Annotated in this window: 11 protein-coding genes; 1 reads left to right on the top strand and 10 read right to left on the bottom strand. The window is 41.5% G+C overall.

Annotation, left to right across the window (positions count from 1 at the left end; genetic code table 11):
• Positions 1-77: 77 nt before the first annotated feature.
• Positions 78-1,955 carry a PhoX family protein gene (locus tag ACM2FC_RS01225; protein WP_498478995.1) on the bottom strand — a complete coding sequence of 626 codons (1,878 nt, stop codon included), beginning with the start codon at positions 1,953-1,955 and terminating at the stop codon, positions 78-80.
• Positions 1,956-2,536: 581 nt separating this feature from the next.
• Positions 2,537-4,423, bottom strand: a complete 1,887-nt coding sequence (locus tag ACM2FC_RS01220) for a methyl-accepting chemotaxis protein (RefSeq protein ID WP_498478994.1) — start codon at positions 4,421-4,423, stop codon at positions 2,537-2,539.
• A 396-nt stretch (positions 4,424-4,819) separates the two neighbouring features.
• Here ACM2FC_RS01220 and ACM2FC_RS01215 point away from each other — a divergent pair, with 396 nt between their 5' ends.
• Positions 4,820-5,281: an MEKHLA domain-containing protein gene (locus ACM2FC_RS01215; RefSeq protein WP_498478993.1), complete on the top strand. Its 462-nt coding sequence runs from the start codon at positions 4,820-4,822 to the stop codon at positions 5,279-5,281.
• 56 nt (positions 5,282-5,337) lie between these two features.
• Here the strand turns inward: ACM2FC_RS01215 and ACM2FC_RS01210 are convergent, their stop codons facing one another.
• From ACM2FC_RS01210 to aer2, 8 genes are all read right to left on the bottom strand, one after another.
• Positions 5,338-7,020, bottom strand: coding sequence for a FapA family protein (locus ACM2FC_RS01210; protein WP_498478992.1), 1,683 nt, complete (start codon positions 7,018-7,020; stop codon positions 5,338-5,340).
• A 173-nt stretch (positions 7,021-7,193) separates the two neighbouring features.
• Entirely contained in the window at positions 7,194-8,888 is a 1,695-nt protein-coding gene (locus ACM2FC_RS01205) for an ATP-binding SpoIIE family protein phosphatase (protein ID WP_498478991.1), read from the bottom strand.
• A gap of 14 nt (positions 8,889-8,902) precedes the next feature.
• Entirely contained in the window at positions 8,903-9,202 is a 300-nt protein-coding gene (locus tag ACM2FC_RS01200) for an STAS domain-containing protein (RefSeq protein ID WP_498478990.1), read from the bottom strand.
• A gap of 9 nt (positions 9,203-9,211) precedes the next feature.
• Entirely contained in the window at positions 9,212-10,375 is a 1,164-nt protein-coding gene (locus tag ACM2FC_RS01195; protein ID WP_498478989.1) for a methyl-accepting chemotaxis protein, read from the bottom strand.
• 38 nt (positions 10,376-10,413) lie between these two features.
• Positions 10,414-11,457, bottom strand: coding sequence for a protein-glutamate methylesterase/protein-glutamine glutaminase (locus ACM2FC_RS01190; RefSeq protein WP_498478988.1), 1,044 nt, complete (start codon positions 11,455-11,457; stop codon positions 10,414-10,416).
• Complete coding sequence (locus ACM2FC_RS01185; protein WP_498478987.1) at positions 11,457-12,104, bottom strand: chemotaxis protein CheD; 648 nt, start codon at positions 12,102-12,104, stop codon at positions 11,457-11,459. Before ACM2FC_RS01185 ends, ACM2FC_RS01190 begins: the two co-directional genes overlap by 1 nt.
• Positions 12,105-12,111: 7 nt before the next feature.
• Entirely contained in the window at positions 12,112-12,975 is an 864-nt protein-coding gene (locus ACM2FC_RS01180; protein ID WP_498478986.1) for a CheR family methyltransferase, read from the bottom strand.
• Positions 12,960-16,160 (bottom strand): aerotaxis transducer Aer2, encoded by a 3,201-nt coding sequence (gene aer2 / locus ACM2FC_RS01175; protein ID WP_498478985.1) that lies wholly within the window; start codon positions 16,158-16,160, stop codon positions 12,960-12,962. Before aer2 ends, ACM2FC_RS01180 begins: the two co-directional genes overlap by 16 nt.
• Between the last annotated feature and the right edge of the window lie 6 nt (positions 16,161-16,166).

Below are 16,166 nucleotides of genomic sequence, written 5' to 3'. Positions count from 1 at the left end.
AGAGTATGAAAGAAGGGGAGGTAGCTCCCCTTCTTTTCTTATACGACAAACCTTAGACCTAGCGATCTAACGCATCCCTAGGCTCCAACTATGCCTCCATCTTCTCGCGTAATCATCATCACGGTAGATCTTGGTTTACTATCCCCACCATTAGGAAAATGAGACGGAGCCCCTTTTTCTCCTGGATGTTGCACACCGATAAACATCGTTTTTTGGTCTTCAGAAAATGCAATACCTGTTATCTCACAGGCTATAGGCCCTGTTAAAAATCTTCTTACCTCACCAGTGGAAGGGTCTCCACAAAGCATTTGGTTGTTACCTTGACCTGCAAAATCGCCCTTATTTGAATAGTTGCCATCAGTTTGTATCCACAAACGTCCCGCTTTATCAAAGCCAATTCCATCAGGGCTGTTAAACATGTTTTCAACATTGATATTTGAGCTACCAGCATAAAGATCACCTCTATGCACAGCTGGATTTCCAGCCATCAAATAAAGATCCCAGGTAAACTCTTCAAGTGTGTGATCACCATTTTTAGGCTGCCAACGTAAGATCTGTCCGTACTGATTTTTAGCCCTAGGATTTGGTCCGCCCACGGGTTGCCCTTCCTTAACGCCACGGTTTTTATTGTTGGTTAAGGTACAAAATACATGTTGCTTGTCAGGGTGCACCGCCACCCATTCTGGCCTATCCATCGTTGTGGCTCCAACATGAGTTGCAGCCCGACGAGCGAAAATTAAAACTTCCCCCTGATTTTCAAATCCATTTTGTTTAGTCAGGCCATTTTTTCCATGAGTTAATTCAACCCACTCTCCCTGTCCATTTAGCTCTTTGTCGTCGAAATCAAATTTTGCAACATATAAAGTTCCTTCATCAAGCAAACCTCTGTTGGCTGAGTCTTTTCCAGGCTGGTATCGCTCTTTCGATATAAATTTGTACAAGTGTTCACCACGCTCATCATCACCCATGTACACGACTACGTGGCCATCTTTGTTAATGACCAATGCCGCGTTTTCATGCTTAAAGCGTCCCAATGCGGTTCTTTTTATAGGTGTCGAATTTGGATCATGTGGATCAATTTCTACAACCCAACCAAAGCGATTCACTTCATTATGATTTTCAGCGATATCAAATCTTGAATCATATGTCTCCCACTGGTTACCACTGGGCTTAGCTTCTATCCCATAGCGACGATCATCTTTTGTCGTAGCGATCTTATCTTCTGAGCCGAAATACCCATCAAAATTCTCTTCACATGTTAAGTAAGTGCCCCACGGCGTTTGTCCATTTGCACAATTAGCAAAAGTACCCAATGGGTGCATGCCCTCTGGATCAGCTTTCGTCCTTAACGCTTCATGGCCGGCAGCTGGTCCAGAAAACATCATGGGGGTATTGGCTGTAATTCGGCGATTGCGAACACCACTTTTGTCTACAGACCAACTTCCTGCACGTTTGACTATTTCAACAACCGTTATTCCTACTGCCGACTGCGCTTTAAGCACATTATCTTTTGTCATTTCCTTTCCCTTATGAGAAAAGAGATACTCGTAGTTCGCGTATTCGTTGTTGATCGCTAACACCGCTCGATTTTCGCTAATGGGGAACAAACTCATCCCATCTGTGTTATCACCAAATTGCTTCATCTGAGCAGATGCCGGACTATCGCCTGATGAGTCGAAGCTTGGCGCATTCATGAAAATTGGATCACCCCATGATAGTAAAGGTGCAGCTTTGTACCCCTTTGGAACAACAACAGTATCTGCCGTTGAGCTAGCTATGGCATCAAAATTCACTAGTTGCGTGCTAGAGTCATCGGCAAACGCCTTAGTAATGGGGTTTAAAGACAAAAATGCCCCAGCGCTAACTGCACTCGCTCCAAGCAAAAAACTACGACGATTTAAGCGAGCTTCTATCATTTGGTTAAACGTTGGCTGATTATCATCTTTATTGGTCATAACTGCGTTCCTTTGCAAAAATATTGTTTTTATATACTTCTTAAAATCAACTAGTAACGGTGGCCGTAAGGGCAAACATCATTAATACCAATGCACTTTAGGTTGAATGTCGACAAGTATGACACTTGGACACTGAGTGTTTGTTGAGTTTCGCCGCAGCCTACAGATTCAAAATGATCATTTTGTTAAACAAATACGTCTTTATTGTTTCAATATGCAAAAGTTAGAGTGGGAGCCAAAATTTGCCATGGGATACAAGGCACTACTTTAATCGGAGTTTTAAGTTAGCTAGGATAGAACTTAGTAACGTCGTTGTGATCAATGTCGCAGTTTATGATCTATTTCAACGCTAGATTGGTTAAGTTTATAAAGGAATAGATTGTTTATAGCTCATTGAAGAAGCTAATAATAAGAGGGATTAGTATGAAAAAAATGAGAAAAGCCCAATTGCATCGTATCCGTATACAATATTGGAAAGATTCAGTAAAACAACCTAGCAATAAATCGTAAGATCGATAACTCTGAAAAAATAGCTGGCTCAAAGCCAGCTTTTTAGTTTTATCCCTTTACCCATCGACAATTTACAGAAGCTTAAAAGTCGCTACTTTAGAATTAAGCTCCTCAGCCTGAGATTTGAGTTGATTCGATTGCTGCAATGATTCGCTCGCCCCTACAACCAGTTGATCGGTCACATCCTTGATGGAAGTCACATTTTGTGTAATTTCACTGGTCACGTGAGTCTGCTCTTCTGCAGCTGTCGCAATTTGGGTAGCCATATCGCTGATCCTCGCGACGGCTGAGTTTATCTCATCCAACGCCTGGGTTGCTTTATCCGCATCCTCCACAGAGCTGAGAGCCAGCTTAGAGCTTCTCTCCATCAAAGTGACAGCATTTGATGTTGTGCGTTGCAGTACGTCTATCGTGGATCGAATTTCTTCTGTCGAAGTATGTGTACGTTGAGACAACACCCTAACCTCATCGGCAACAACCGCGAAACCTCGTCCTTGTTCACCCGCTCTTGCAGCTTCTATAGCTGCATTTAATGCCAGTAAGTTGGTCTGTTCAGCTATCTCTTGAATCGTCGACAAAACAGTGGATATTTCTTGCGCATGCTGATTAAGTTCACTGATAACAGAACTTGCTTCACTCACTTCGTTTGCCAAGTTATTTATTGACTCTTTTGTATCTACCACAAGCTCATGGCCGTTTTGAGTGCTAACCGAAGACTCTTGTGCAGATTGCGCCGTCTGTTCAGCATGGGAAGCAATCTCTTGAGTGGCCGATGCCATTTCCGTTACAGCTGTAGCCACCATAGTGATCTCTTGCTGCTGGTGGTTAAGCTCATTGACCGATTGATTCGCTCGCGAGGTACTGATATCTGACTGTTGGTTTAAATCTTGAGATTGGCGACGAATGTGACCAATTAAGCCCTGCAAACTTTCCACGAATCGATTAAAGTTTTCTGCGAGCTCCCCTACTTCATCTTTATTTTCAATCTTAATTCGTTGGGTCAGATCTCCACTACCATTAGCAATTTCAGATAAGGCATGAGATACATTGTTTAGTGGTCTAAACAACACATTACAAAGAAAATTGAACAATAAAACACAAGCTATCACAACAATAACCGTGACTAAAATCTGTCCCCACATTGCGCTGTATAGTGGTTTTACCAAGGAATCATAGCTAACAACACTGACGGTCATTAACTGAGTCCCTTCGATATGGCGAGCGTAAACTAAATAAGGCTTACCTTTGACGTTGACTTGAACATTATGCTGGGATCTCTCTGCATTACGCAGCTCCTGCATGTTCAAACCTAAGGTATTTACCGGTTTGTTCAGAAAGTTGGTATCTTGATAGGTAAATATGTTCCCTTGAGAATTAACGATAAGCATATAGCCTTCCCCAGGTAATATCACTTTGTTCATGCTATTGAGAATATCTGAAATTCCTACATCAGCTCCTAGAACAACCGACTTTCCTTCCATATTCAGTGCCTTACCTAAGGAAACAACGTTTTGACCAGTAGCGGCAGCAACGGTTGGATTATCCATAAATACACGGGAGGGTTCAGCTTTCGCATTGATATACCACCCCCACTGCCTAGGATCATTATTCCCTGACGGTAAAGAGACTTTGTTGGCATTGGTTTGGGTGCCATCTGGATAAGCCAAGAACACGTTGTCAAATCCAGCCGAGTCGCGAACTTGCTGTAAGTGACCGACAATAGCAGATGACTGAACTCCTTTCGGTATCGACGTCAATGCTCGCTCCTTGGATTTCAACCAATCTGTCACATACTGATTATAAGAGGCTGTGGCGCTACTCATTCGCTGCTCAACCTGAGTATTAAGTCTATTTAGTGAAGCGCGAAAAGATATAAATTCAACTAACAATCCACCAACAACAATCGCCAAGCTGGCCGAGATAGCTAATTTATTTTTTAGTGAAAATGACTTAAACATAGAAAACCTTTGATTTTATAGTAAATGGCTAATCTTCCTTAATCGCACAGGTCCACCAATGAGTAAATTTTGCTTAGGTGTCTATGCAATGCCGTGTTCAATGACTCAGGAGTTTGCTTTACCTCAATGATTGTAATTAAATGAGATTCGCTCTAACCTCAATGACCTTCCAACGAAGCTGTCAATGAACCAATAATATCTGCGGGCTTTGATGATAACCCTATAAAATCATTTATATAGTGACATTGGTTTAAAATATGATTTAGCAAACACAATACCAATTCCAGCAACTATTTAATCCTTCTTGCTGGGTAAAGTCGCTCATCACTTCACTACTGACATTGGTATAGTGTCCCCCAAGTGGGATATCAAGATTGAACATAAAGAGGATGAAATGTGAAAAATATAGATTTAAGTAGTTCTTTTTTTATTGAGCACGGGCGCATACTCACCGAAAGTTATAAGTCCTTTTTTGGTCATAACTTGTGCGAACTCACCCAGACAAACAGTATCAGCGATTTATGGGTAGCTCCCTTTGCTATCCTTTCCCACGGTGTGGAAACAGACCCGATTTTTAATTTTGCCAATAAGGCAGCACTAGACTTGTTTGAAATGGACTTTGAAGAGTTGGTAAAACTACCTTCTAGGTTATCAGCTGAACCAATGATTCAAGAAGAACGAAATGAACTGTTATCACGTGTGACACAATTTGGCTACATAAACGATTATTGTGGAGTAAGGATTACTTCCTCAGGAAAGAGATTTAAACTCAACAACGCACTCGTTTTTAATCTTACAGACGCGAAACAACAATATTACGGCCAAGCAGCGATATTAAAGGACTGGACTTTTTTGTAGACCGCTATGTCCGTTAGACAGCGTCAGAATGACAGTAAGCGATAGAGCTGAAAAGGTTAACTAACATCACCTTCGACTGCATCGCTACCAAGTTTAGACGTACATTCTATTTGATATTTATTAAAAGAAAATATGCTTGGTCCATGAACACGCTTTGTGATCAGCTTTTCTTCCGCATATTGGATCGTCACGTGCGTATAAACTTTATTTTTGGCTTCAATTGTGGCTTTTTCCAGCTGCTCATCAAACTCTGCTTCCAGCACCTCGAGCGCGCTTTTAGCTTGCTCGAGCTTTTCGTTCGCGCTTTCCTTAAAGTCTTCAATTTCTTGCTCCGCTTCCGCGGAGCGTTCCTCTTTCGGCAATTTTTTGAAATCTAGCTCTTTACGGACCACTTCCATAGTGCCCTCTTGAGCTTCTTTGTACCTATCTTTCAGTTTGGAGAGCTGCTCTTTGTATTTAGCGTAACGGGCAAACGCTTCGACTAACGTCGGTGTATCACCCTCTACCCCCAAATTAACGCAAATGACTTTACCTCCAACTTTAGCGACGCCACCGCTAAGTGTCCCCTGCTTGCCTCCAGCATCAGAGACTTTTAGATCTCTTCCACAACTAAGCTCATTACCCATACAGTGAACGGACAGCTCTACATCGTCAGCCGCTTGAAGCTTTACGTATTGTGCATAATTAGCTTTAATACTTGCTCCCGACTTGACGACACAGCTTTTTTCTCCACCTTCAGGAACGGTATGACCAATGATTCCTTTCGCAACAATAATATCGCCTTTGGCTTGAACATCCGCTGATTCTATAAAACCACCTACAGTAATCGAACCTGTAGCACGAACGACCATATCAGACTCGATATCTCCGTTGATGACGACATTGCCTTTAAATTTTACATGCCCAGTTGCAACCCCTACCGTTGGTAAGCAAAGTGCATTTTCGACATCTACCGTTTTGCTTTTGATGATAGGCATGCCTGATTCAGTAGCAACTAAAATATTTGGATCTTTAGGCGAGACTGCTGAGCCTTTGCCTTCCATCATAGCTTGGTCATTGCCTGGTTTAGGGTACATCACCTTACCCTGCACAGTTAACCCAGGCGTTCCTTTGGTCGCAGGAATTCTTTTCATTAGAGGTTGATTAACCTCCACTGTGATTGTTTCTCCTAGGTTCAGCATATCGACTTTACCACTATCATCTGTTTCTTTAGGAGCCAAAACACGTTTACTCACATCTTCTACCAATGGCACAAAGCGAGCATCTTTACCTTGAATTGGACGTTTTCCTTGAGCAACGGGCTGGGTAAAAGTTTCGCCAGGTTTCAACTGAACACTCATCAGCATAACTTTTTTTAATGCAAGTTTATTAATGCCTTTGGTCACCTGAGCATCAGACAAGGCTTGGATAATATCAGGGCCACTCAACGGCTTTCCGTCATAAGCACCTGTTACGACCATACTCGCGAGCATTTCTTGATCATCGAGAACGACTTCTACCGAAGCATCGCGTAATTCTGCAATACGAACGCCAGAGAAAGCTTCACCTTTCATCTCTTTCGCACAATTAATGAATCGATTTACTTCTTCTTCAAGAACAAAGAAATTACTAGCAGATATTTCACCCAGAGCTTCATCAAGCCCTCTAGTGCTGAAGTTATTATCAACCGTAATATCTGGAGACAGCTTCGCCGTCACATATGTACTATCCTCAGACATTGAAACGAACTTATTCCACATAAAACTTCCATCTTCCACGCTCTTACTGACAAATCATTCGCTACGCTTTGACCAAGATATGTCAGCTGTATTGCTCCGCTAGGTTACCTAGCTTGCATCTATATTTTTACACTGTAAATTATAATCATGTATGCAAGAGTTGCACGGAAAGTAGTTGTTATTTTAGCAGTTTCCTATAACGAGCTTGGAAAATGGTGTGTGGCATCAAAGTTATAAACAGCAGTTACACACTTTCCTTGCTTCGAATATTGCAACGACTCACATAATTCTCTAGCAAGAACAATACCACGACCGTAAGTCTGCTCACTATTTACATTTTGAAACTTCTCATAGTCAAAACCTTCACCATTATGCTCTAATTCCATCTTTAGCAGGCTTTTACTAGGTGTAAACTCGACTCGTAATTCAAGAAATGCATCATCGCCAAGTTCACTTAGCTTTTGTTCTCGAATTAAATAGAAATTAAAGAATCCATCTGGATCGTCTTTTATTTTAGAATCTAAGCTCAACAAGCCGTGTTCAATCGCATTAGCAAACAACTCGGATAACACAGAGCAGATCAAGTCCAAGTGTCCACCACCTGGAACAATTCCCATTAGGTATTGACGCACTTCATTCATAACAACTGAGTCTCTGAGTACTTCCGCTGGGAATTTGAGAGAAGACGTAATGGGCAAGGATCTCATACTAATCGCTTCGACTGGCTCTATAGTATCGGCACCATTGGAAATAGGAAAATTCATCGCCAATATAGATAAATCATCTTCTTTACCCTTCGCGGTAAATTTTTGAACCTTGTCGTAAAGATTGGAGATGATATTTTTACTCTCTTGCAATACTTTCTCTAGTCGCTCAGAGCCAAATTGTTCTCCTTCCAAATTTGCCGCTTCAGTAATTCCATCAGTATAACTAATAATTTGCTGGTTAGGTTCTAACTTTAAGTGAACCAGATTCGTTTCAAATTCATGCTCTTTGAGCACACCTAAAGGCATATGGTTTGATTCTAACCGACGAATTATTTTACCTTCAGCATTTAAAACGTAAGCATCTGGCAACCCACCGCCCCACCAAGAAACTTCAAAACCATTAGCTCGAACTTCGAAAACACTAGCCGCAAGCATCATTCCTAAAGGTAGAAATTTCACCAGCGAGTTATTTATCTCAGTAACAATCTCACCAAGCGACATTCCTTTTGCTGCCATAGAGAAAAATGCTCTGGTCGCAGGTATTGCTGATATCGCAGCTGGTAGTCCATGCCCTGTCGCATCAGCTATCATTACATACACGCCACCATGTGGGCGATTTGCCACCACAATTAAATCACCGTTAAAGATGGTGGACGGTGTTGAAATATAATTCAGTCCGTAGATATGGTTCACTTGTGAACTCATTTCATCCATCAGATTTGTAAAAATTGACTCAGCGATAGCGTAATCATACTTTACATGTTCATGGAAGTGCTGTAATTCATCTCGTTGGTTTATCACCTCTTTATGCATTTTAACGATTCGATGGTGCGCCTGAACTTTTGCGACTAAGACACTTCTTTCAACGGGTTTTAAGATAAAATCATCGCCTAATGCAAGGCTACGCTCAAACGAATCATGATCATCTAATACTGTCAAAAAGATAATAGGGATATGATATTCAGGGAAAGCACTTCTGATTTCAGCTGCAGTTTCAAACCCATCTTTAATAGGCATCATTACATCGAGCAGAATCACGTCAGGCAGTGCGGTCATTTCTTGCATAGCAGCCACAACATGCTCACCATCTTCGAAAGTGTCTACTGTTTCAGCAACGTTTGCCAACATGTAACGACATAATTCTCTATTCGTTTCATGATCATCAACGATCATTACTCGCATAGACAGCCCCTTGATCAATCAATACTGAATTTCTTGTCAAACCTCGAAATTAACAAGATCTTTTTCACTTGCGGCAAAGTGTTAGTAATGGAGATCGCTTTATCTCCTTGCCCCAAATAATTTTGCATATTTAACAACATACCTAACCCAGCACTATCAATATAATCCACTTTCCTCAGATCGATAATAAACTGATGATCTTTCTTATCTAGGTAGGCACGACGAAACTCCTGAACTAGGTTAAAACCAAACGCACCTTCAATAGAAATTGTTACGCGTTTGGAGCCTTTATCTATATTGGTTTCAACTGTCATTTATACTCCTTAAAACAGCTCAACTTCACCTTCATCAATACTCACTTGATTGGCTGCAGGATCACGTTGATCGTTCGCCTTATCAATGAGCTTTGATAACTGACTTAATAACATTTCTTCATCAATTTCGTTGCTACTATATTTAGACACAATTTCTACGAGATCTTCGATGAATACAATCGAGGTCTTTGCATAATCTCCTTGCTGAACGACGATATCAGCGAATTGAAGCGCTCGTATTCCATTGTCTACATGTTGGTGCAACTCAGAACCTAGTTGACGTATTTTTTGTATTTCTTGCTCAATACCAATATTGACTTGATGAACACCACGTAGCATCTCATCAACCTTTTCTTTTGATTCAATGGCTTCAGTCATATCGATAGTTGCCATTATTCCAACAGTCTCATTGGCTTGCTCTACCGTTGCCTGAGCAACATTTATCTCTTCTTGAATCTGATTATTAAGCTCATCCGCTTTAATGGAGAGGTTCCGAACCTCTTGTGCAACGACTGCAAAGCCTCGTCCAGCTTCCCCTGCTCTCGCAGCCTCAATCGCTGCGTTTAACGCTAGAAGATTAGTTTGCTCAGATAGGCCACGAACTTGGTTCAATAGCTTAAAAATTACCTCAAGTTTATCTGACATGTCGTGAATACTATGTACTGCCGAAATACTCTTTTCAGAGACATCAATAAGTCTCTGTACGTACTCATCTATAATTTCTTCAGTTCGAGGTAACACCTTGGTCAAGCTATATGCACTATCCTGATTACCAAGTAAATTATCGACCAAAAGGTTAGAAATTTGGTTCTGCTCTTCCGCCACTTTTTGTAAGGTGAAGAACGAATTGTTTAGAGTCTCTACGGACTCGTTTATAACAGTATGTTGGCGATTCAATGGATCTGAAATTCGAGGGTGAACTTCTGACAAAACCGTCTTTACTTCTCGCAAAGACGTCGCGAGGCTTTCTTGTTTCTGTGCGGATTCTTCTTTTATAGGGTCACTATCTTTTTTCTGGTTTGAGAGCAATATCCAAGGAATGGCAGCAATACATACAACCAATATCAGTTGCCACATGCTAGAAGAATAAAATAAGCTAACAACAAGCAAAATGAGTTGTAATACGACTGCCACGAAATATTGAAACTTCCTTGTTTTAAAAATACTTTCCATAGCATGGTCTCTACATTAGATTTAGTAATCTTAATCAATTACTTAAATAAATATTCACAAACTAAACCGGGGATTTTCTTTAAATCAGATACTTTTTCCGCAGCACCGACTTCAACAGCCACTCTTGGCATACCCCAAACGATGCTCGATTTCTCATCTTGAGCTATCGTCATAGCTCCTTTATCCTTCATCCTAAGAAGTGCTTCTGCACCATCATTCCCCATCCCAGTTAAAATAATGCCAATAGACTTTTTACCTACCGTCTCTGTAACCGCATCAAACATGACTTCTACTGATGGCTTGTGTCTATTTACAGGCGGACGATCGTCAAGTTGACAGTATAAATTGCCACCCTTCCTCACTAAGGTTATGTGCTTATCGCCAGGTGCAACATATGCACTACCGCAAACTAAAGGCGCGCGGCTGGTACTCAACTCTTTAACGTCTATATCGCTACTTTCATTAAGTCTATTTGCAAAAGATTTGCTGAACATCGCACTAATATGCTGAGTAATAATGATAGGAGGCATCCCTGCAGGTAGTGCGGATAACACATCTTTGATCGCTTCCGTCCCTCCCGTTGAAGCGCCAATCGCAATCACTTCACAAGAAGTTTTTGTCACTTCGTGCTCGTTCCAAGCTTTAGAAGGTGCGGATGGGGAATATGAAGCGCTTACATTAGCACCAGCGGCCATTTTTATTTTCTCATTAACCTGCTCTTTGTAGTTGACCATATCCCCTGTATTTTCAACATCCGGCTTAGGAAAATAATCAACAGCACCTATTTCTAAAGCTTTTAGAGTCGCTTCAGCACCGTGCTGAGTTAAGGTTGAAATCATAACAACAGGCATTGGGCGTAGGCGCATTAGATTCTTTAGAAACTGGACCCCGTTCATTTTAGGCATTTCAATATCTAGGGTTAATACGTCGGGATTGTGAAGCTTTATCAGATCTCTAGCTTCATAAGGATCTGCAGCTTCGGCGACAACTTCAAGCAACGGATCGCTATTTATTAATTGGCACAGCAAGGCCCTAAACACTGGGGAATCATCAACTACCAACACTCTGGATTTATTTGTCATTAAAAAAGCTCCACATCATCATCATGATTCCTATGACTTTCTTTATCCAACTGACTTGCGTATTTTTCTTCTTCTTTATGAATTTTATTCACTTCATTAAATGGAAGTTTCTTGATCCATGCTCGACCAGTTGTAGGCTCAAACATCACTTTTCTTGGGGTATCGCCCCCAAGGTCTTCCGCGATAACGTTAAGCTCCTCTTGATGCACATAACTCCTTACGAATTCGATATTTTTCTGTCCCACCATAGAAATATGGCCCATCATTTTGGCACCGCCAAATAACTTAACCTTTAAATTGAGCCTAGATGCGCCGTGAGACACCAAACTGTTGATAAGCATTTCCATAGCGTGACTACCATAACGGGAAGCGGTAGAAACCACCTCATCAGGGTGCCAATGGCGAAGTTGATTATTATTATCAAACGGCAATAAAAAGTGATTCAAACCACCAATTCGTTTCTCTGGGTCCCAAATACATGCAGCTATGCAAGACCCTAAGCCAGTACATATTATTTCCTCAGCATCGGTAGACCAATAAACACCTCCCGGCATTACTTTCACCAGATGTTTTTGCTTTTGCGGGTGATAAAAGCGATTAATATATGTACTATCGTGCTTAAATTTTGTGGTCCCCATCGCTGCCATTTTTCCCTCACTGTTTTACGTAGATGGTATGCCCCAAATGATGGAATATATCTGAACATGCTCCGACACTCTCTGAGTGACCTAAAAACAATATCCCATTCGGCTTTAAGTATTGGTGGAACCGTCTAATAAGTTGTTCTTGTGTTGGTCTATCGAAATAGATCATCACGTTTCTACAGGAAATTAGATTAAACTGAGTGTCCATAGGCCAATCATCGAGCAAATTAATCTGTTTGAAATCAATAAACTGCTGAAGACCTTTTTTAATCTTAATCATGCCCTGTTGCTGCTTTTTACCTCTCACAAAACAACGTTTTAAATATTGCTCGGGAATGGTACTGATTGCTTCATCACTATAAATACCCGCCTTGGCTTGCTCTAAAACCATGGTATCCAAATCGCTAGCGAGTATTGAAAGAGAATCGCACCACTCTATAATTCCAGAAGTAAACAGCGAAGAAACCAGACTATACGGTTCTTGTCCTGTAGAGCACCCTGCAGACCATATACGCAAAGTTTTCTCACCACGCTCTTTCCATTCTTGTTTTAGCACCTTTTCAATAAACTCAAAGTGGTGGTATTCACGGAAGAAGTCCGTTTTATTCGTTGTTAAGCTGTTAATAAAGTGAACACGTTCATTGTCGTCATTCTCTATTAACTCGCGATAATCAATAAAACGCCTCAAGCCTAACTTACGCATCTGGCGACTAACGCGCCCGTATACCATGGCGCGTTTACGATCACCTAGATAAATCCCCACCGATTTATGCATAAACCATTGGATAAACTTAAAATCTTTGGGGGTTAACTCGAACTCCTTCTGTTCTGAAGCATCCATTGGCTTAGTTTCTCGAGTTAGAACTCTTCCCATTCGTCACTATCCTCACTGGCATTTAAGTTCGAATTGGCAACTTTTACACTATGAATCGGGCTCACTTTCCTACTTTCTCGTGGAGGCTTTTGCGTTGGCGTAGGATTACTACTTGGAATTGGTGCCCGTGTTGGCTCAAATGTGGCTACATTGCTGTCATTGCTGAAGAAGTTCATCAATTTCAGCAGCTCTTTACCTTCATCTTTAAGGGATTGGCTCGCCGCGGATGTTTCTTCAACCAAAGAAGCGTTTTGCTGAGTCATCTCATCCATAGTTGAAATAGCTCGGTTTATTTCATCTATGCCAGTTGATTGCTCAGCACTTGAAGAAGCAATTTGCGAAACTAACTCTGTAACTTTCCCTACTGCTTCCACTATTTCATTCAGCGTTTCGCCAGACTCGTCAACTAAGCGCGACCCTTCATCCACCTTCTCTACACTATCTTTAATCAATCCTTTGATTTCTTTTGCTGCCGCAGCACTTCGCTGCGCAAGGTTACGAACCTCCCCAGCAACCACAGCAAAACCTCTACCCTGTTCACCTGCGCGAGCAGCTTCAACTGCTGCGTTCAGCGCTAGTAAATTGGTTTGGAATGCAATTTCGTCAATCACACCGATGATATCGGAGATTTTTTTACTTGCAGTATTAATTTCAGACATCGCAGACACGGCTTGGCCAACGACATCTCCTCCCTTACCAGCTTTCTGCGCAGCATCATCAGCGAGTTCATTCGCCCCTTTAGCGTTTTCTGCGTTTTGTCGAACAGTCGCTGTCATCTCTTCCATACTAGCGGCAGTTTCTTCAAGGTTAGATGCTTGAGCCTCTACGCGTTGGCTTAAGTCATTGTTACCATCAGCAATTTCGGTTGAAGCTGTAGCAACTCGTGCAGATGACGTGGTAATTTTTTCCACCATTTCACGAATATTGGTGATAGAGGTATTGACTGCATTTGACAGCCGGCCAAACTCGCCTTTGTTACTGTCGGACATTGTATTGTTCAAATCACCATCAGCAACCTGGCTCATCACATCAATACATTGGCCAAGCGGATCAACTAAGGTATCAAGTAAACTGTTGATTCCATCGCCAAGTTCTTTCATAAAGCCACTGTATGCGACGGTATCAATTCGTTCGTCCAACTCGCCGGCAATCGCTTTTTGAATGAGGGATTCAACTTGGCGTTGACCATCGCGCTGCTCAGTAATATCTTCCCATTGCAGAGCAGGACCAATATATTCGCCATTGGGGTCATGCATCGCAATACAAGTTAAGTTGAATTCCAAGCCTCCAACTTTAATATCGGCCGAAAATGGTAATTTATCTGGGTTGTTAATGATGCTTTGTTGATGACTAGGATTTTTATGGAAAATATCCATACTAGTTCCGACTAAATTGTTAGCATCAAAACCGGGCAACACTTTTTGTAAATCTCTCTCCCGGGATTTCAGTAAGTTTGACAAAGAAGGATTCAGGTACTGGATAACGCCATCTTTATCTGCCATCATCAAGTTCGTAGTCATACCCTCTACAGCAGATGCCAAGCGACCCACTTGCGTTTCTCTAGCGCGTATTTCAGTAACATCACTCCACTCAAGCGTGTTTCCGATATACTGCCCTTGCGCATCCACAATCGCAGCCACATTCAACTCAATAATAATATCTGCAATTTTGATATCTGTGCTGTAAGGCAAATTAGATTGGTCGGCAAGTAGCTTTCTTTGGTGGGCAGGGTTGCGATGGAACTCATCGATACATCGTCCCATTAACCACTCTTCTGAGGCAGTAAATCCTGACCATACAGAGCGCAAAGTAGATTCGTGTGTTTTAAATAGCTCGATCGTTTCTCTGTTTACATAGGTAATCAAAAAGTCACGGTCAATCATCACCATTGCCGTTTGAGCTTGATCAATAGCGCCTTGCAAACGGGCTATATTATTTTGCTGCTGCCTTTCTTCTGTTACATCAGCCCACTCCAAAGTGTTACCAATGTAGTTACCATCTAGATCTGTAATAGCAGCAACATTGAGTTCGATTTTGAGATCGGCAATTTGAATATCAGTGCTGTATGGTAGATTAGATGGATCGGATAAAAGTTGGCGTTGGTGTGCAGGGTTTTTATGAAATTCATCAATACACCGCCCCATCAACCACTCTTCTGTTGCCATGAAGCCAGGCCAGACTTGCTTAAACTTACTTTCATGCAAAGAAAATAAATTTACTGTCTGCTGGTTGATATAAGTTATTTGAAAATCTCGATCAATCATCACCATCGCTGTTTGAGCTTGATCGACAGCAGCTTGTAGCCGTGCGACATCATTTGCTCTTTCACGAATTTCTGTAACGTCAGACCACTCCAACGTGTTGCCAATGTAATTCCCGCTGAGATCGCGAATCGCGGCAACATTCAGTTCAATCTTAAGATCCGCTATTTGAATATCTGTGCTGTATGGCAAATTCGCAGGATCAGCTAAAAGCTGACGCTGGTGAGCAGGGTTTTGATGGAACTCATCAATACATCGGTCAAGTAACCATTCTTCAGAAGCAATGAAACCAGGCCAAACTGTCCTGAGCTTAGCTTCATGTTTGGAAAACAAACTAATTGTTTGATCATTGACATACGTGACTTTAAAGTCACGATCAATCATGACCATAGCAGTTTGCGCTTGATCTACCGCAGCTTGTAGGCGGGTAACGTCATCTTGTTGCTTCCGGTAACTTGTTACATCAGACCACTCTAATGTGTTGCCAATATATTCACCATTTGAATTAATAATGGCTCCAACATTGAGTTCTATTTTTACACCTTTCACGTCAATTGTGGTGGTATAAGGCATATTATTCGGGTTGGCTAATAATTCTCGCTGATGGGCAGGGTTGGAATGAAATCCGTCAATACAGTATCCAATAAGGTGCTCTTCTTCTGCGCGAAATTCCGGCCAAATCGATTGAAATAAAGCTTGGTGTGTTTGAAGTAGGTCAAGAGATTTTTGATTGAGATAAGTGATTTTGAAATCACGATCTATCATCATTAGTGCAGTTTGAGCCGCGTTCAATGCAGACAAAAGCTGCTGCTTAGATACTCCCTTTTCTTCCTCTACTTTTTCTTTATAACCTTCCATTAATGAGTCTTGAGCTGCAGCTACAAACTGACTCATAGGTTCTTTGCGTTTATTCCAAAATGCCATGAATTT

This window comes from Vibrio sp. A37 (genome assembly GCF_059777565.1).
Note: the sequence above shows the minus strand (reverse complement) of the source record. Positions and strands in the feature narration are given on the sequence as shown.